This is a genomic window from Streptomyces sp. NPDC041108, assembly GCF_055592645.1.
In genome coordinates, this window is record NZ_JBVIYK010000009.1 from 284,503 (window position 1) to 300,655 (window position 16,153).

The 16,153-nt window shown below is 71.7% G+C and carries 16 protein-coding genes; 10 read left to right on the top strand and 6 right to left on the bottom strand.

What is annotated here, in order from left to right; all coding sequences use genetic code 11:
• Positions 1 to 30: 30 nt before the first annotated feature.
• Entirely contained in the window at positions 31 to 1,674 is a 1,644-nt protein-coding gene (locus ACZ6BB_RS26010; RefSeq protein WP_471617565.1) for a DNA repair helicase XPB, read from the top strand.
• Between the two features lie 169 nt (positions 1,675 to 1,843).
• Here ACZ6BB_RS26010 and ACZ6BB_RS26015 read toward each other — a convergent pair whose 3' ends face one another.
• Positions 1,844 to 2,041, bottom strand: coding sequence for a hypothetical protein (locus ACZ6BB_RS26015; protein WP_471617566.1), 198 nt, complete (start codon positions 2,039 to 2,041; stop codon positions 1,844 to 1,846).
• Between the two features lie 425 nt (positions 2,042 to 2,466).
• On the opposite strand from ACZ6BB_RS26015, the gene ACZ6BB_RS26020 reads away from it, so the two are divergent.
• Positions 2,467 to 4,431 carry a HelD family protein gene (locus ACZ6BB_RS26020; protein WP_471617640.1) on the top strand — a complete coding sequence of 655 codons (1,965 nt, stop codon included), beginning with the start codon at positions 2,467 to 2,469 and terminating at the stop codon, positions 4,429 to 4,431.
• A gap of 87 nt (positions 4,432 to 4,518) precedes the next feature.
• On the opposite strand, the gene ACZ6BB_RS26025 is transcribed toward ACZ6BB_RS26020, so the two are convergent.
• On the bottom strand, positions 4,519 to 5,775 hold the full coding sequence (locus ACZ6BB_RS26025) for a trypsin-like serine peptidase (RefSeq protein WP_471617567.1): 1,257 nt from the start codon (positions 5,773 to 5,775) through the stop codon (positions 4,519 to 4,521).
• A gap of 376 nt (positions 5,776 to 6,151) precedes the next feature.
• Here ACZ6BB_RS26025 and ACZ6BB_RS26030 point away from each other — a divergent pair, with 376 nt between their 5' ends.
• Entirely contained in the window at positions 6,152 to 6,937 is a 786-nt protein-coding gene (locus tag ACZ6BB_RS26030; protein ID WP_471617568.1) for an NPP1 family protein, read from the top strand.
• 100 nt (positions 6,938 to 7,037) lie between these two features.
• Here ACZ6BB_RS26030 and ACZ6BB_RS26035 read toward each other — a convergent pair whose 3' ends face one another.
• Positions 7,038 to 7,565: a RipA family octameric membrane protein gene (locus ACZ6BB_RS26035; protein ID WP_471617569.1), complete on the bottom strand. Its 528-nt coding sequence runs from the start codon at positions 7,563 to 7,565 to the stop codon at positions 7,038 to 7,040.
• Between the two features lie 141 nt (positions 7,566 to 7,706).
• On the opposite strand from ACZ6BB_RS26035, the gene ACZ6BB_RS26040 reads away from it, so the two are divergent.
• Complete coding sequence (locus ACZ6BB_RS26040; RefSeq protein WP_471617570.1) at positions 7,707 to 8,792, top strand: hypothetical protein; 1,086 nt, start codon at positions 7,707 to 7,709, stop codon at positions 8,790 to 8,792.
• A gap of 69 nt (positions 8,793 to 8,861) precedes the next feature.
• Here the strand turns inward: ACZ6BB_RS26040 and ACZ6BB_RS26045 are convergent, their stop codons facing one another.
• The gene (locus ACZ6BB_RS26045; RefSeq protein ID WP_471617571.1) at positions 8,862 to 9,560 is read right to left on the bottom strand and encodes a copper homeostasis protein CutC; all 699 of its coding nucleotides are present in this window, start codon (positions 9,558 to 9,560) and stop codon (positions 8,862 to 8,864) included.
• Between the two features lie 178 nt (positions 9,561 to 9,738).
• Here ACZ6BB_RS26045 and ACZ6BB_RS26050 point away from each other — a divergent pair, with 178 nt between their 5' ends.
• From ACZ6BB_RS26050 to ACZ6BB_RS26070, 5 genes are all read left to right on the top strand, one after another.
• A complete protein-coding gene (locus tag ACZ6BB_RS26050; protein WP_471617572.1) occupies positions 9,739 to 10,602 on the top strand; it encodes a helix-turn-helix domain-containing protein in 864 nt (287 codons plus the stop codon).
• Complete coding sequence (locus ACZ6BB_RS26055; protein ID WP_471617573.1) at positions 10,562 to 10,765, top strand: DUF397 domain-containing protein; 204 nt, start codon at positions 10,562 to 10,564, stop codon at positions 10,763 to 10,765. The genes ACZ6BB_RS26050 and ACZ6BB_RS26055 overlap by 41 nt, the downstream gene beginning before the upstream one ends.
• Before the next feature lie 215 nt (positions 10,766 to 10,980).
• Positions 10,981 to 11,682: an HD domain-containing protein gene (locus tag ACZ6BB_RS26060; protein ID WP_471617574.1), complete on the top strand. Its 702-nt coding sequence runs from the start codon at positions 10,981 to 10,983 to the stop codon at positions 11,680 to 11,682.
• Positions 11,683 to 11,797: 115 nt separating this feature from the next.
• Positions 11,798 to 13,009: a Cmx/CmrA family chloramphenicol efflux MFS transporter gene (locus tag ACZ6BB_RS26065; RefSeq protein WP_471617641.1), complete on the top strand. Its 1,212-nt coding sequence runs from the start codon at positions 11,798 to 11,800 to the stop codon at positions 13,007 to 13,009.
• A gap of 29 nt (positions 13,010 to 13,038) precedes the next feature.
• A complete protein-coding gene (locus ACZ6BB_RS26070; protein ID WP_471617642.1) occupies positions 13,039 to 14,142 on the top strand; it encodes a GNAT family N-acetyltransferase in 1,104 nt (367 codons plus the stop codon).
• 66 nt (positions 14,143 to 14,208) lie between these two features.
• On the opposite strand, the gene ACZ6BB_RS26075 is transcribed toward ACZ6BB_RS26070, so the two are convergent.
• Together ACZ6BB_RS26075 and ACZ6BB_RS26080 are read right to left on the bottom strand one after the other, a co-directional pair.
• Positions 14,209 to 14,484, bottom strand: coding sequence for a DUF4031 domain-containing protein (locus ACZ6BB_RS26075; RefSeq protein ID WP_471617575.1), 276 nt, complete (start codon positions 14,482 to 14,484; stop codon positions 14,209 to 14,211).
• The gene (locus ACZ6BB_RS26080; protein ID WP_471617576.1) at positions 14,481 to 14,936 is read right to left on the bottom strand and encodes a hypothetical protein; all 456 of its coding nucleotides are present in this window, start codon (positions 14,934 to 14,936) and stop codon (positions 14,481 to 14,483) included. The genes ACZ6BB_RS26075 and ACZ6BB_RS26080 overlap by 4 nt, the downstream gene beginning before the upstream one ends.
• Before the next feature lie 55 nt (positions 14,937 to 14,991).
• On the opposite strand from ACZ6BB_RS26080, the gene ACZ6BB_RS26085 reads away from it, so the two are divergent.
• Positions 14,992 to 15,975, top strand: a complete 984-nt coding sequence (locus ACZ6BB_RS26085) for a MurR/RpiR family transcriptional regulator (protein ID WP_471617577.1) — start codon at positions 14,992 to 14,994, stop codon at positions 15,973 to 15,975.
• Positions 15,976 to 16,153: the final 178 nt, after the last annotated feature.

Here is a 16,153-nt window from a genome sequence, read left to right on the forward strand (position 1 = left end):
GACGTTTGGCCGAATCGAAAGGTGCCGCGTGTGAATGGTCCCCTCATCGTCCAGTCCGACAAGACGCTGCTCCTGGAGGTCGACCACCAGCAGGCGGACGAGTGCCGTCGGGCCATCGCGCCGTTCGCCGAGCTGGAGCGGGCGCCCGAGCACATCCACACCTACCGGGTGACCCCGCTCGGCCTGTGGAACGCGCGGGCCGCCGGGCACGACGCCGAGCAGGTCGTCGACGCGCTGGTGCAGTACAGCCGGTACCCGGTGCCGCACGCGCTCCTCGTGGACGTCGCCGAGACGATGGACCGCTACGGCCGCCTCACCCTCTCCAAGCACCCGGTGCACGGCCTCGTCCTCACCACCACGGACCGCCCGGTGCTGGAGGAGATCCTGCGGTCCAAGCGGGTCACTCCGCTCGTCGGCGCCCGGATCGACCCGGACACCGTCGCCGTGCACCCCTCCGAGCGCGGGCAGATCAAGCAGACCCTGCTGAAGCTGGGCTGGCCCGCCGAGGACCTCGCCGGATACGTGGACGGCGAGGCCCACCCGATCGAGCTGGCCGAGGACGGCTGGGCGCTGCGCCCCTACCAGAAGCAGGCCGTGGAGAACTTCTGGCACGGCGGCAGCGGGGTCGTCGTCCTGCCCTGCGGCGCCGGAAAGACGCTGGTCGGAGCCGGGTCCATGGCCCAGGCCAAGTCGACCACCCTCATCCTCGTCACGAACACCGTCTCCGCGCGGCAGTGGAAGCACGAGCTGATCAAGCGGACGTCGCTGACCGAGGAGGAGATCGGCGAGTACAGCGGGACGCGGAAGGAGATCCGGCCGGTCACCATCGCCACGTACCAGGTGCTGACGACCCGCCGGAAGGGCGTCTACCCGCACCTGGAACTGTTCGACTCCCGTGACTGGGGGCTCATCGTCTACGACGAGGTGCATCTCCTTCCCGCTCCGGTCTTCAAGTTCACCGCCGATCTGCAGGCACGCCGGCGGCTGGGGCTGACGGCGACCCTCGTCCGGGAGGACGGGCGGGAGTCGGACGTGTTCTCCCTCATCGGGCCCAAGCGGTTCGACGCGCCCTGGAAGGAGATCGAGGCGCAGGGCTACATCGCGCCCGCCGACTGCGTCGAGGTCCGGGTGAACCTGACCGACTCCGAGCGGCTCGCCTACGCCACCGCCGAGCAGGAGGAGAAGTACCGCTTCTGCTCCACCACCGCGACCAAGCGGAAGGTGGCCGAGGCGATCGTCCGCCGCTTCGCGGGGCAGCAGATCCTCGTCATCGGCCAGTACATCGACCAGCTCGACGAGCTGGGCGCCCACCTGGACGCGCCGGTGATCAAGGGCGAGACCAGCAACGCCCAGCGCGAGAAGCTGTTCGACGCGTTCCGGCAGGGCGAGATCAACGTCCTGGTGGTGTCGAAGGTCGCGAACTTCTCCATCGACCTCCCCGAGGCCACGGTGGCCATCCAGGTCTCCGGCACCTTCGGCTCCCGCCAGGAGGAGGCCCAGCGTCTCGGCCGCGTCCTGCGCCCCAAGGCGGACGGCCACAAGGCGCACTTCTACTCGGTGGTCGCCCGGGACACCATCGACCAGGACTTCGCCGCCCACCGGCAGCGCTTCCTCGCCGAACAGGGGTACGCCTACCGGATCATGGACGCGGACGAGCTGCTGACGGAGGGCTGAGGACGGGACGGACGGTACCGCCGGGCCGCCGAGGACCGGGGCCGCCTTGAGTGCGGGCAGCGGGAGCCGGGTCGTCGGGCGGCATCGGGCGGCACGGGCAGAGGTGACCGCCCCGTGCCGGGCGCGGGGCGCGGCGGGGTGAGCGGGGTACGCGGGGTGAGGCCGGGCCTCACCGGCGGCGTATGCCCGCCTCCTCCGCGTACTCACCGAGCACGATCACGCCGAAGGCGGCGCTCGCGAAGACCTTGACGGCGCGCAGGGCGTCGGCGAGGCGGTGGCGGTTGTGGTGGTCGTCGAGGCCGGTCGCGCCGGGCGGCGGACCGGGTCGGCCGGAGGCCGAGGCTGGGATGAACGTCGCTGCACTCATGTCTCCATGGTGGAACTTCCGCCTTCGGATTGCGTCGGTCTGCGGAGTGAACCCGCTGTGGCCCCGGCTCACCCTCAGGTCTGGGCCACCCCTCGTACCCGCGACGTACGGACCCCCTAGGGGTACGGCGAGGAAACGCGTTGGCCTCGGCCCCCTCACCTCACCTACACTCTCCGCTCTTGCCCGCCTCCCTTCCGTGGAGCGCCGTCGCCCGGACGGAAACCGGTCGGCCACCGCCACAGGCAGAACACCGCCGTCAGGCACACCGCCGTCAGGCATGCCGTGAAGGCGGCACCCCTAGGTCCCGTAGGCCACCCGGAGGCACCCCCTTGTCCGCGCATCCCACCGCCGACCCCACCCACCCGGCCGATCCCCTCTCCCGAGAGCGCTCGCACCTTGCCGCCTCCCGTTCCGCCCTGCGCGCCATGCGGGAGGACGTGGAGGCGCTGGACATCAAGGACGTCACCGCGAACTGGGTGAACGCGGAGGTGCTGGCCCGCCAGATCGAGGAGCGGATCAAGTCGCTGGCCGACCTGAGCCACACCCCGCTCTTCTTCGGCCGTCTCGACTACCTGCACGCCCCCGGCGCCGACAGCGCCGAGGGCGCGGACGGGGAGCGGTTCTACATCGGGCGCCGTCATGTGCACGACGCGGACGGCGATCCGATGGTCGTCGACTGGCGCGCCCCCGTGTCGCAGCCGTTCTACCGGGCCTCCAGGACCGATCCGCTGGACGTCGGCCTGCGGCGCCGTTTCGGTTACACCGGCGGCGACCTCACCGCCTACGAGGACGAGCACCTCTCCGACCCCGCCGAGGCGGCCACCACCAGCAAGCTGCTGCAGCAGGAGATCGAGCGGCCGCGCGTCGGCCCGATGCGGGACATCGTGGCGACGATCCAGCCGGAGCAGGACGAGATCGTCCGGTCCGACCTCGCCGGCTCCCTCTGCGTCCAGGGCGGCCCCGGCACCGGAAAGACCGCCGTCGGCCTGCACCGCGTCGCGTACCTCCTCTACGCCCACCGCGAGCGCCTCGCCCGCACCGGCACCCTCGTCATCGGGCCGAACCGCTCCTTCCTCCACTACATCGAGCAGGTGCTCCCCGCGCTGGGCGAGCTGGAGGTCAAGCAGGCCACCGTCGACGACCTCGTCTCCCACGTCGAGGTGCGGGGCACGGACGAGGCGCCGGCCGCCGTCGTCAAGGGCGACGCCCGCATGGCCGAGGTGCTGCGCCGGGCCGTCCGCTCGCACGTCACCCTGCCCACCGAGCCCGTGATGGTCGTCCGGGGTTCTCGTCGCTGGCGCGTGCCGGCGTACGAACTGGAGGACATCGTGCGGGAGTTGCTGGAGCGGGACATCCGCTACGGGGCCGCCCGCGAGGCCCTGCCGCAGCGGATCGCGCACGCCGTGCTGGTGCAGATGGAGCGGTCCGGGGAGGCGCCCGACGACCGGGTGCAGGACGCGGTGGCCCGCAACAGTGCCGTGAAGGCGGCGGTCAAGGCGGTGTGGCCGCCCGTCGAGCCCGCCAGGCTCGTCCTGCGGCTGCTCTCCGACGCGGACTTCCTCGCCGCGCACGCGGACGGGATCCTCACCGACGAGGAGCAGAAGACGATCCTGTGGGCGAAGCCGGCGCGCAGCGTGAAGGCGGCCAGGTGGTCCGCCGCCGACGCCGTGCTCGTCGACGAGGCCGCCGACCTGGTGCAGCGCACGCACTCCCTCGGACATGTCGTCCTCGACGAGGCGCAGGACCTCTCGCCCATGCAGTACCGGGCGGTGGGGCGCCGCTGCACGACCGGCTCCGCGACCGTCCTCGGCGACCTCGCTCAGGGCACGACCCCCTGGGCGACGCGGAGCTGGGAGGAGGCCCTGACGCACCTCGGCAAGGCGGAGGCCCATGTGGAGGAGCTGACGGCCGGTTTCCGGGTGCCGACCGACGTGATCACGTACGCCTCCCGGCTCCTCCCGCACATCGCGCCGGGGCTGACGCCGGTCGCGTCGGTCCGGGAGAACCCGGGCTTCTTCGACGTACGGCCGAGCGCGGACGACTCCCAGGTCGTCGCCGCCTGCGAGGAGTTGCTCCGCAACGAGGGGTCGACCGGGCTCATCGCCGCCGACGCCCGGGTCCCCGCGCTGGCCGAGGCGCTCACGGCGGCCGGGATCGGCTTTCTGGCGCCGGGCGAGGAGACGACGTACGAGACCCGGCTCACCCTGGTCCCGGCCTCGCTCGCCAAAGGTCTTGAGTACGACTACGTCGTCCTGGACGAACCCCGGGCGGTCGTCGACGGCGAACCGGACGAGCGCACGGGCCTGCGCCGCCTGTACGTGGCGCTCACGCGAGCGGTGTCGGGCCTGATCGTGACCCACGCGGCCCCGCTGCCGGAGCAGCTCGGCTAGCCGCCGACGGTACGTGCGTGCGGTGCGGTTACGCGTGCGACGGCCCCCGGCGACCGAGGTCACCGGGGGCCGTCGCGGGTGTGCGGCTTACTTGAACTTGTTGCTGGTCGCCAGGTAGACCTGCTTGGCGTTCTTCCCCAGGCGCGGGCCGGTGATGAACGTGGAGCGGTCGCTCAGGGAGTTGTTGGAGACCAGGTAGGTGCGGCCCTTGTGGGTCGTGTACCAGGGGCCGCCGGAGGCACCGCCGTTCATGGTGCAGCCGACCATGTACTGGGCCGGGTAGTCGCTCGGGTAGCCGTAGCCGAGGACGAAGCGCTTGGTGGCGCCCTGGCAGTGGTACATCTTCGAGCCGTCGTACGGGGCCTCGGCCGGGTAGCCGCGGACCTTCATGTTCTTGACCTTGTTGGCGGCGGGGGCGTTGAACCAGACCGGCAGGGCCGAACCGACGCGCTCCTCCAGGGACTTGGCGCCCTTCTCCGGCTTCATGTGCAGGACGGCGTAGTCGTACGCGGCGGCCACGGTGCCCTCGCTCGCGGCGCCGCCCTTGATCCAGGGGCCGGAGGTGGTGGCCCAGTCGGCCCAGGCGAGGCCGTACGGGGAGACGTTGGTCGCCCGGTAGTCCCGGGAGGCCTGGTTGATGTCCAGCCTGCCGGTGTCGTTGAAGGACGGGACGAATGCGATGTTGCGGTACCAGCCGCCGCCCTTGCCGGCGTGCACGCAGTGCCCGGCGGTCCACACGAGGTTGGACTTGCCGGGGTGGGCGGGGTCCTTCACGACCGCGGCGGAGCAGACGCTCGACCCCTGGGGCGTGGTGAAGAAGAGCTTGCCGACCGGGGCGGCGTTCTTGTGGTAGGTCGCCTTGACCTTGGCGGCCTGCTGCCTCTTGACCTTGCCGTCGGGCAGCCAGACCTGGGTGGTCTTGTTCGAACCGGTGGCGGTGTTGCCCGCCTCGGCGATCGCCGGGAGGTCCGGGAGGTTCTCCTCGGCCTCGGCGATGCGCTCCGGTGTCCAGAAGTCCTCGATGTACGGGTTGGCGAAGTCCTCGGCCCTGGAGGCCCAGTCGCCGCCGAAGTCCTGCCAGCCACCGTCCTTCCACTTCCGCAGCGCGTCACCGCTGAGGTCGGTGGGCACGCCCTTGGGAAGCTTGAAGCCGCCGACGGTCGTGTCACCGCCGCTCTCGTTCTCGCCGGTGTCGATGCCGTCGCCCGCGTCCGCCTGCGCGGTCGTCGAGCCGGAGTCCTTGGCCCCGCTCTCGTCGGTCTTGCTGCAGGCGGTGGTGGTGACCATGATCGCGGCGATCACGGCGGCGGCGGCCGTGAGGCCGCGGCGGCGTATGAATGGCATGGAAGCCCGTCCCCGTGTGATGAAACTTGTCATGCCCCGGCTTAGGTGGGGCGGAGACCACTATGCCCGCGAGCGGCGACGGAACGATCTCCGAGCCGGTCGTCGCGGCGACTTCGCACACAACAACTACGTGGCGGATATCCGTCCGTGATGTGCCGTCGGACGGCGGCGCCCGACGCCCGGTTCGCGGCGCACGGGTAACGCACAGGATCTGCCCACTGATTGATTTTTCATCACTCCGACACCACCGGCCTCTTGCGCACTACCCGCGAGTACGGCGAATCTGACCTGCGCATGCCACTTCGTGCACGTCGGCTTGCCCCCACCCCGGCTCCCGGCCGATCACCCCCGCGCCGCGGTCCATCAGGAGGTCGCAGTGAAGACAGGTTCACGCCCGCGCACTTCGCGTCGTTTCCGCAGATCCGCCGTCACGCTCGGAGCCACCGTCGCGCTGGTCCTCGGTGTGGCGGGCAGCGCGCACGCGGCGCCGCCCGGCGCGCTGCCCGCCAACGCCGAGGCGCTGGAGAAGACGTGGCAGCCCGCGTACGACTACGACACGGACGGCTGCTACTCGACCCCCGCGATCGGTCCCACGGGCACGGTCAACGGGGGCCTCAAGCCGTCCGGTTCGCTCAGCGGCGACTGCCGGGGCGCGTCCGACCTGGACAACACCAACGGCTACTCGCGCTACAAGTGCAACAACGGCTGGTGCGCGATCATGTACGACCTCTACTTCGAGAAGGACCAGGCGGTCGCGGGCAGCGGTATCGGCGGTCACCGGCACGACTGGGAGCATGTCGTCGTCTGGGTGCAGAACGGCACCGCCCAGTACGTCTCGACCTCCAACCACGGCGGCTTCACGGTGCACGCCGCGTCGGCGGTGCGCTGGGACGGCACCCACGCGAAGATCGTCTACCACAAGGACGGCATCCGGACGCACTGCTTCCGCCTCGCCGGCTCGAACGACGAGCCGCCGGAGAACCACAAGGGCACCTGGCAGTACCCCCCGCTCGTCGGCTGGAACGGCTACCCGTCCGGCGTCCGCGACACCCTGGTCGCGTACGACTTCGGCAGCGCCAACTTCGGCCTCAAGGACGGCAGCTTCGCCTCCAACCTCACGAAGGCGATGCCGTCGGGCATCACGTTCGACCCGAACGCGTAGCGGGCCGGGGCCGGGGCCGGCCAGAGGGCTCCCGGGGCGACGCACAGCCCCGGGAGCGCGGCCTCGACGACCAGGGCCGCGGAGATCCGGCAGAAGGGCCCTACAGCACCAGCGCGAGGAAGCCGACCGCGTAGGCGGCCACGAACAGGGGCGGCACCCCCTGTTCGAGGCGGGTCAGGGGCATGTATCTGCGCCAGTCCTCGCCCTCCCCCAGTTCCGCCCATTCGGCACGGGAGTAGGCGTACGCGGGCAGCCGGCTCTCGAAGGCGCCGATCACCGCCCACTTCGCCGTGTTCAGCTGACGGTAGGAGCGGACCATCAGGTACCACGCCGCGCACTGCCCGACGAGGATCAGCAGACCGGCGAGGAGCAGCCACGCGGACACCCTGCCCGGACGCGGACCGAGGCCCGCGACCATGGCCGCGGCGATCGCGCTGTTGAGGGAGAGGAAGAAGGTGTTGGCGGCGCCTCGCCGCGCGCTGACCCGGTCGGCCGTCTCGACGCAGAGTTTGTACTGCTCGAAGAGCATGCTCAGGTACGCGGCGTTGGCAGGTGAGTACCCGGCGGGGACCGTGTAACTGCCGGGTTCCACGTCCGAGTTCCACAGGGACTGGTTGAGGTCTGCCACCGGATCATCATGGCCGCCGGGGAGCGGGTGGCGGCGAGGGCGGCCGGTACGTGCCACGAAAGAGCGAATCCGGGGCGCTGTCCCCCGTCGATGGTACCGATTCGATTGCGGGCGCCCACGGCCTCCGGTCTGGTGGCTTCCATGACTGATCGCCATGGTCCGCCCGTCCCGCCCCCCGGCCTTCCGCCCCTCGGCACGCCCCGTCGGCGCCAGCGTCCGCTGCTCGGCTGCGGGTTGCGGGTCGTGGGGCTGGCCGGGACGCTCTGCGGTGGGCTGCTCGTCATCCTGGCGGCGAACCGGCTGAACACCGTCTTCGTTCCCGTCCCCGGCGAGCCCGTGCTGCGCAACGTTCTGATCGTCCTGGGGATCGGGCTCTGGGGCGCGGTGTCGCTGACGGCGGGCCTGCGCATGCGGCGTCACGGGCGGCGTCATCACGTCCGCGTGGTCAGCTCGCTCGACGAGGCCAGGAGCGAACCGTACGTCCTCTACCTGCGCCCCTTCGCGGAGGACGTCACCGGCACGGCGATGCGGCACGCGTTCAGCCGCTGGACGGGGACGGGCGGCGCGCTGGTGAGCGGCAGCTCGCTCACCATGGAGGAGGGGGTGTGCCGGACCTTCCGTGGCTTCGGACGTCCCCTCGCCGTGGGAGAGCCCGACGAGGCGCTCCCGCTGCCCGGCTCGCGCCGCCTCTACCTCCCCCTCGGGGACTGGCAGCCCACGGTCACCTCTCTGATCACGGACGCCCGCCTCGTCCTCCTCGTGGCCGGCACCAGCGCGGGCACACTGTGGGAACTCACCGAGGTGATGCGCCTGCGCCGCCCCGAGTCCGTGCTCGTGCTCCTCTACGGCGACCGCGAGGGGACGGACCTGCGGCAGGAGTACGACCACTTCCGGCTCGCCGCCGAGTACGAACTGATCGAACGGCAGGCGGAGTTGCGCGAGGTCCACGGCCCCTCGTGGCAGCCGCCCGCCTTCCCTCCCCTGCCCGGCTTCCAGAACCCGGACCGACTGAAGTGGGTCCCGCTCATGCAGGCCGTCATCCGCTTCCGTGCCGACTGGACCCCGGAGATCGTGCTCATCGACCCCACGGCGGTCAGCGCCTGGACGCACGAGGGACGCCTTCGCAAGATGACCCGCGGCCAGCTCGCCCCGCTGCTGGCCCGGTTGCGGGAGGACCTCGGAGACACGGAACACGGCCGGACCGCGCTGCCCTCGCACGGGCGGTGACCTGCGGCTCCGGCCACCGGCGCCACTGTCACGGCCCGGGGGATACAGCGCCGGTCCGCCTCCGGTACGTCACCCGCCGCGCGTGTCCAGGGCCGTACGCCACTCGCGTACGGCGTCGGCGGCGACCGGGGTGACCCAGCCCTCCGGGCGGGCCGCTCCTCCGATGTGGAAGGCGTCCACGCGGGCGGCGCGCAGGCGCGGGACGTGGTCGAGACGAAGGCCCCCGCCGATCATCAGGCGCTGGGTGTAACCGGGGTCGCCGCGCCGCGCGGCCTCGGCCAGCAGCACCGGGAGCCCGTCGTCGACCCCGTCCACCGAGCCCGCCGTCAGGTACGTGTCCAGTCCCGGCAGGTCCGCGAGCTGCTTGCGCAGGGCCTCCCGGTCGGCGGCGCGGTCGATCGCGCGGTGGAAGGTCCACGCCCGCCCGTCCAGCTCGGCGACCACCCGCTCCACCGCGTCCAGATCGGGCCCGCCGTCCTCGCCCAGGAACCCGAGCACGAACTCCTCCGCCCCGGCCGTCCGCAGATCGCACGCCACCCGCACCAGCGCGTCCACGCGCCCCGCCGCGAACCCGTCGGCGAGCCGGAGCATGACCCGTACGGGGATGTCGACGGCGGCCCGCACCTCCACGAACGTCGCGACCGCCGGACTGAGTCCGTCGGCCCCCATGTCCGCGACCAGCTCCAGCCGGTCGGCACCACCGGTCTGGGCGGCGACGGCGTCCTCGGCATCGAGGGCGATCACCTCCAGAAGCGCGCGCGTGGTCATGGGGCCCCTTCCTTCGGGCTTCGGCTTCGCGTGTACGACAACAGGTCTAGTCCAATTTAGCAACAAGTCGGAGTGTTGGACGAGGTCGTCACGTTTCGCACCCGGACGAACACCCTTCGCATCTACCCTCGGATCGGCACGCAGCAACAAGGCCGGCTGTCCGAGAGGGAGTTGTCTGATGCCGAAGCCCAGGACCATCGACCCGTCCCAGTCCACGCGAGCGATGTACGGCGCGGAACTGCGTCACCGGCGGGAACGGGCCGGTATGTCGCAGGAGGAACTGGGGGCCGCGATGTTCATCAGCGGCGCCTACGTGGGGATGCTGGAGGTCGGAACACGGAGGATGCAGCCGGAGTTCGCGCGGATGGTGGACAAGGTGCTGGACACCGACGGGTTCTTCACGCGGAACCTGGACGCGGCGAGGCAGTCCCCGTACGAGCACCACTTCGCGGATGTGGTGGAGTTCGAAGGACTCGCGCTCACGATCAAGGACTGGGCACCGATCCTGGTACCCGGCCTCCTCCAGACAGCGGAGTACACGCGGGCGGTGGTCCACGCGTACGACCCGTTCCTGACAGAGGAGGCCGTGGAGGACCGTGTGGCTGCCCGCCGGGCTCGCGCGCACATCTTCGAGCGCCCGAGGAAGCCTCAGTACTGGGCCGTGCTGGACGAGATGGTCATTCGCCGTGCGGTGGGCGGACCGTCGGTCATGGCGGAACAGTTGCGGCACATCGTGGCAATGGCCAGGCTCCACCGGATCATCGTCCAGGTTCTTCCGCTGGCGGAGGGGGCGAATGCCGGGATGACGGGCATGTTCAAGCTCATGACGTTCGAGGACGCTCCGCCGCTCGCCTACTCGGATGGGGCCGAAACTGGCCACCTTCAGGACGATCGTGCCGTGGTTACCCGTTCCACGCTGTCCTACGATCTGATCGGGGGTGCGGCACTGTCGCCTGGCGTGTCCCTCGCCCTGATCGAGCAGGCGGCCGAGGAGTACGAGGATGCGCACCGCACCCGATCTGAAGACCGCGACTTGGCGTAAGAGCAGCTACAGCGGGGGCAACAGCGCGGAGTGCGTGGAAGTGTCCGATGACCACCCCGGCCTCGTCCCCGTCCGCGACAGCAAGAACCCGGCCGGTGGCGTACTCGTCTTTGAGGCCGCCGCCTGGTCCCGATTCGTGGGCGCGGTCCGCGAAACTCAGTAGATGGTGATCCGCTCGATCTTGTGGACCTTGCCGCCCGGCGAACCGGAGGCGAGGCCGAGGTCGAAGACGTACCACTTGGGTCCGGCGTCGGCGCGGGGTCGTACGACGCGGCGAGTGGTGACTGCAAGCGGAGTACGCGGAACTACCCCCGGCTGTGGGCGGCGGCCAACCCCGCTCGCCCCGGGAACCGGACCCGGCCACGGCACAATGCCTGCATGCCCGACCCTGAGACGCCCGAGACACCTGAGACGCCCCAGACACCTGAGGCCCCGGACACCCGGCGCGAGGCCCTCCGCCACCGCTGGCTTCCCGCGCTGCTCGCCGCCCGGGACGGGGCCCCCGGACCCGCGCCGGCGCCGTACGCCGACAACCTGATCGAACGGTGGGCGGAACCCCAGCGGAAGTACCACACCCTTGATCACCTCACGGCGGTACTGGACCGGGTCGAGGTGCTGGAGGAGTACGCGGCGGACCCGGATCTCGTGCGGCTGGCGACCTGGTTCCACGACGCCGTGTACCTGCCGGACCGGTCGGAGAACGAGGAGCGGTCGGCCCGGCTCGCCGAGCGGGCGCTGACCGAGGCGGGGGTGCCCGCGGCGAAGGTGGCGGAGGTCGCCCGGCTGGTGCGGCTGACGATCACCCACGATCCGGCCGACGACGACGCCAACGGGCAGGTGCTGTGCGACGCGGATCTCGCGATCCTGGCGTCACCGCCGGACGCGTACGCCGCCTACGCAGCCGCCGTGCGGGAGGAGTACGGGTTCGTGCCGGACGAGGCGTTCCGGGAGGGCCGGGCGGCGGTGCTGCGCCAACTCCTCGACCTGCCCCGGCTGTTCAGGACGCCGTATGGGGAGCGGGAGTGGGAGGGCCGGGCGCGGGAGAACCTTCGCACCGAACTGGCGCTGCTGACGGGCTGACGGGCTGACCGAGCGCATCGATCGAGCCACGGGGGAATGCGGTCCCCCGGCCGCCGGTTACCCCATGTATATGTCTTCTCCCGCCACCGCCCAGGACCACCCCGCCCGCTTCCGCATACCTCTCTCCGTCTACGTCCTCGGCCTCGCCGTCTTCGCGCTCGGCACCAGTGAGTTCATGCTCTCGGGGCTGCTGCCGCCCATCGCCGACGACATGCACGTGTCCATCCCCCGGGCGGGACTGCTGATCTCGGCCTTCGCGATCGGGATGGTGGTCGGGGCGCCGCTGCTGGCCGTGGCGACCCTGCGTCTGCCCCGGCGTACGACGCTCGTCGCACTGATCACGATCTTCGGTTTCGGGCAGGTCGCGGGCGCCCTCGCCCCGAACTACGGCGTCCTCTTCGCCTCCCGCGTCGTGAGCGCGCTCGCCTGCGCGGGGTTCTGGGCGGTCGGGGCGGCCGTGGCGGTGGCGATGGTGCCGGTGAACGCGCGGGCGCGCGCCCTGGCCATCATGATCGGCGGGTTGTCGATCGCGAACGTGCTCGGGGTGCCGGCGGGGGCGTTCCTCGGGGAGCACTTCGGGTGGCGGTCGGCGTTCTGGGCGGTGGCGGTGGCCTCGGCGATCGCGCTCGTCGGGGTCGTGACACTCGTTCCGGCCATTCCCCGGCCCGAGGAGCTGCCCCGGCTGGGGCAGGAGGTCCGGATCTACCGCGACCGCCAGGTCTGGCTCACCATCGCCGTCGTGGCGCTCGCGGCCGGGGGCGTCTTCTGCGCCTTCAGCTATCTCGCGCCGCTGCTCACGGACGTGGCGGGGCTGGACGCCGGCTGGGTGCCGACGGTTCTCGCGCTGTTCGGGATCGGCGCGCTGATCGGCACGGCGATCGGGGGCCGGGTCGCGGACGCGCACCTCTTCGGGGTGCTGATCAGCGGCATCACCGCCTCCACCGTCTTCCTCGTCGCCCTGGCCCTGCTCGCCCAGTACGCCGTCGCCGCCGTCCTGCTCTCCTTCCTCCTCGGGGTGTCCTGCTTCTACACCGCCCCGGCGCTCAACGCCCGGCTGTTCAACGTCGCCGGCGCCGCCCCGACCCTGGCGGGCGCCACCACCACCGCCGCGTTCAACCTCGGCAACACCGGCGGCCCCTGGGTCGGCGGGGTGGTCATCGACGCGGGCTTCGGCTTCGCCTCCACGGCCTGGGCGGGCGGTGCCATCACGGCGGCCGCGATCGGCACCACCGCCGTGTCGCTGCGCCTGCACCGGCGTACGCGTGCCTCCCGGCTCGTGGCCGGGAGCGGTGACAGCACCGTAAATCCGGTACGTACGGACGTCTGACCCCGCCTATCCTCGCCGCCATGCGACCAATGGGTGGGGATCAGGTAGGGGAAGCCGTCGAACACTGTCTGGCGGTGCTGGGGACGGTGGTCGACCGGGACTGGGAGGGCGTGAAGGCCGGCCGGCTGGAGTGGAGCTGCCGAGGGACGGCCGACCACATCGCGACGGATCTGATCGAGTACGCCGGACAACTGGCGGGGCGGCCGACGACGCGCTGGGTGCCGTTCGAGGTCGACATGTCGGAGTCCGAGAACAACGCCGACGTGCTGGAGGTGATCCGGACGGCCGGCGTGCTGCTGGCCGCCACCATCGCCGCCACTCCCCGCTCGGTCCGCGCCTTCCACCCGTATCCGTTCCGCGCGGCTGACCGTGAGGGCTTCGCGGCGATGGGGGTCGCCGAGGTGCTGCTGCACACGTACGACATCGCCGAGGGCCTCGGGCTGCCCGCGTCCGCGCACCTGCCGCCCGTCGGGCTGTGCGAGTCCGTACTCGCGCGCCTCTTCCCGCACGTCAGGCCCGGTGACGACCCCTGGGCGACGCTGCTGTGGGCCACCGGCCGGGGCGAGCTGCCGGGGCGCGCGACCGTCACGGAGTGGCAGTGGCGCAATCCGCTGCACATCGACGCCGGGCGGATCGTCCTCCAGGGAGTCCACCCGGCCGCCGCGGCCGATCTCGCCGAGGGCGGCACCGGGGGCTTCGACTGGATCGTGGGCGGGCCCATCGACGGGACGCGCGTCGGGGCGGGGCTGGCGTTCCAGGGGTACGAGGCGGGGGTGCACCGGCCGGAGTGGGGCATGTTCGTGCTCGTGCGCAAGGAGGACGGGCTGGCCGTCGGCGCGCTCGGCTACCACGGCGCACCGGACGAGGAGGGCCGTGTCGAGGTCGGCTACGACCTGGTCGAGGGGGCGCGCGGGCGCGGCTACATGACCGAGGCGCTGCGCGGACTGACCGGCTGGGCGCGGGAACGGGCCCGGGAGCAGGGGGACGTGCGGACGCTGTTCGCGGTCGTCGAGAAGACCAACACGGCTTCCCAGGGAGTCGTCTCCCGGGCCGGCTTCGAGAAAGTCAGCGACGACTGGGGCGACGGCGAGCACGGGACGCAGTTCGCGTACGAACTCCGCCTCGGCACCTGACACCCGCCGGGTCCGACCCGCACGGGTCCGACTCACACAGGTCCGACCCGCTCGGGCCGGGACCGCTCAGGCCGTCGTGGCACCCCGCCGCTTCGGTCTGCGCAGTCCCGCGTCCGTCAGCCTGCGCAGCAGTTCCTTCGAGCCCACCTGCACGGCCCCCGCCCGCACGACCTCCTCGTAGCGGTGGGACGGGATGTCGTAGTGGTCGCGCTCGAAGGCGCGCTCGGGGATGTCCAACCGCCGTGCGAAGGCGTGCAGTTCGTCGAAGGACGCGTCGCTCACGAGGTGGGACCACATGCGCCCGTGCCCCGGCCAGGTCGGCGGATCGATGTAGAGGCTCACGAGGAAGGCCCCTTTCCGAACCCCTTTCCGAACCCCTCTCCGGACCCTTCTCCGGGCCCCTCCCCGGGCTCCCCTGCGAACGCCGTCCCCAGCGCCCCCACCGCCGCGACCCGCACTCCCGCCTGGTGGCACACCCACCGTGGGTCGGGTCCCAGCTCCGGTTCCACGTCGAGCGCGTGCGGGTCGCCGTCCTCGCAGACGGGGCAGAGGGGCCAGCGGCCGTACCGTTCGAGCAGGGCGTCCTGGACGTCCTGGGCGACGAGCCCGGCGACGTACGGCACACCGTCCGGCCACTGCTCGACCCACCAGCGGCGCTGTACGACCGATTCCTCCACCATGGACACGACATCGGCCTCGGCGACCCTCCCGGCCGCCAGATCGGCGAGAACGAGGGCGCGGGCCGCGTGCAGCGCCTGCTCAAGGGGGCTCACGGGGTCACTGCTGGGGCTCATGCATCCATTGTGCGGCCCTTGACCACAGGGCCGGACAGAAAATATCTTTCATTATGTGAGTGATGACGTGAAGGAAATTTTCGCAGCCACGGCGGGCCAGGCCGCGAGCCGCCCCGCCGAGGGGCGGAGCGGCTCCCCCACCACGTCGTCCGCACCACCCGCCCCCGCCGCCCTCGCGGCGAAGGTGCGGACGCTGGCCCCGTCCATGACCCGTTCCATGCAGCGCGTCGCGGAGGCCGTCGCGAACGACCCGGCGGCCTGCGCCGCCCTCACGGTCACCGGTCTCGCCGAGCTGACCGGCACCAGCGAGGCGACGGTCGTCCGCACGGCCCGCCTCCTCGGCTACCCCGGCTACCGCGACCTGCGCCTCGCCCTCGCCGGCCTCGCCGCCCACCAGCAGTCGGGCCGCGCCCCCTCGGTCACGGCCGACATCGCGGTGGACGACCCGCTGCCCGACGTGGTCGCCAAGCTCGCCTACGACGAGCAGCAGACCCTCGCGGACACGGCCGCCGGACTCGACATGGGCCAGCTCGGCGCGGCGGTCGGAGCGCTCGCCGGGGCCCGCCGTATCGACATCTACGGCGTCGGCGCGTCCGGGCTCGTCGCCCAGGACCTCACGCAGAAGTTGCTCCGCATTGGACTGATAGCCCACGCGCACAGCGACCCGCACCTCGCCGTCACCAACGCGGTGCAGCTCCGGGCGAAGGACGTGGCCGTGGCGATCACCCACTCCGGCTCGACGGGCGACGTCATCGAACCGCTGCGGGTCGCCTTCGACCACGGGGCGACGACGATAGCGATCACCGGGCGGCCGGACGGACCGGTCTCCCAGTACGCCGACCACGTCCTGACGACGTCCACGGCCCGGGAGAGCGAGCTGAGACCGGCCGCGATGTCGTCCCGGACGAGTCAGCTGCTGGTGGTGGACTGCCTGTTCGTCGGGGTGGCACAGCGGACGTACGAGTCGGCGGCACCCGCGCTGTCGGCGTCGTACGAGGCGTTGGCGCACCGGCACCGCACCGGGGGCCCGTCGCGATAGGGGCCCGGCGACCAGCCCCCGCTCTCGCGTCGAGGCACCCACCACGCACGTCCGCACACCACGCACATCCGCACGAAGGCACCAAGCACCAAGCACCAGCGCACCGCCAGACCTACGCCCCGCCGCCCACAGCCCACCGCCCCCGGCCGCCGCCCCGAAACATTTCGCGCACCGCCGT

What these genes read in the sequence shown, in the direction of transcription:
- ACZ6BB_RS26015 (WP_471617566.1), bottom strand. Translation starts at nt 2,041, where the DNA reads ATGAGTGCAGCGACGTTCATCCCAGCCTCGGCCTCCGGCCGACCCGGT.
- ACZ6BB_RS26020 (WP_471617640.1), top strand. Translation starts at nt 2,467, where the DNA reads ATGCGGGAGGACGTGGAGGCGCTGGACATCAAGGACGTCACCGCGAAC.
- ACZ6BB_RS26025 (WP_471617567.1), bottom strand. Translation starts at nt 5,775, where the DNA reads ATGCCATTCATACGCCGCCGCGGCCTCACGGCCGCCGCCGCCGTGATC.
- ACZ6BB_RS26040 (WP_471617570.1), top strand. Translation starts at nt 7,707, where the DNA reads ATGACTGATCGCCATGGTCCGCCCGTCCCGCCCCCCGGCCTTCCGCCC.
- ACZ6BB_RS26045 (WP_471617571.1), bottom strand. Translation starts at nt 9,560, where the DNA reads ATGACCACGCGCGCGCTTCTGGAGGTGATCGCCCTCGATGCCGAGGAC.
- ACZ6BB_RS26050 (WP_471617572.1), top strand. Translation starts at nt 9,739, where the DNA reads ATGCCGAAGCCCAGGACCATCGACCCGTCCCAGTCCACGCGAGCGATG.
- ACZ6BB_RS26055 (WP_471617573.1), top strand. Translation starts at nt 10,562, where the DNA reads ATGCGCACCGCACCCGATCTGAAGACCGCGACTTGGCGTAAGAGCAGC.
- ACZ6BB_RS26060 (WP_471617574.1), top strand. Translation starts at nt 10,981, where the DNA reads ATGCCCGACCCTGAGACGCCCGAGACACCTGAGACGCCCCAGACACCT.
- ACZ6BB_RS26070 (WP_471617642.1), top strand. Translation starts at nt 13,039, where the DNA reads ATGGGTGGGGATCAGGTAGGGGAAGCCGTCGAACACTGTCTGGCGGTG.
- ACZ6BB_RS26080 (WP_471617576.1), bottom strand. Translation starts at nt 14,936, where the DNA reads ATGAGCCCCAGCAGTGACCCCGTGAGCCCCCTTGAGCAGGCGCTGCAC.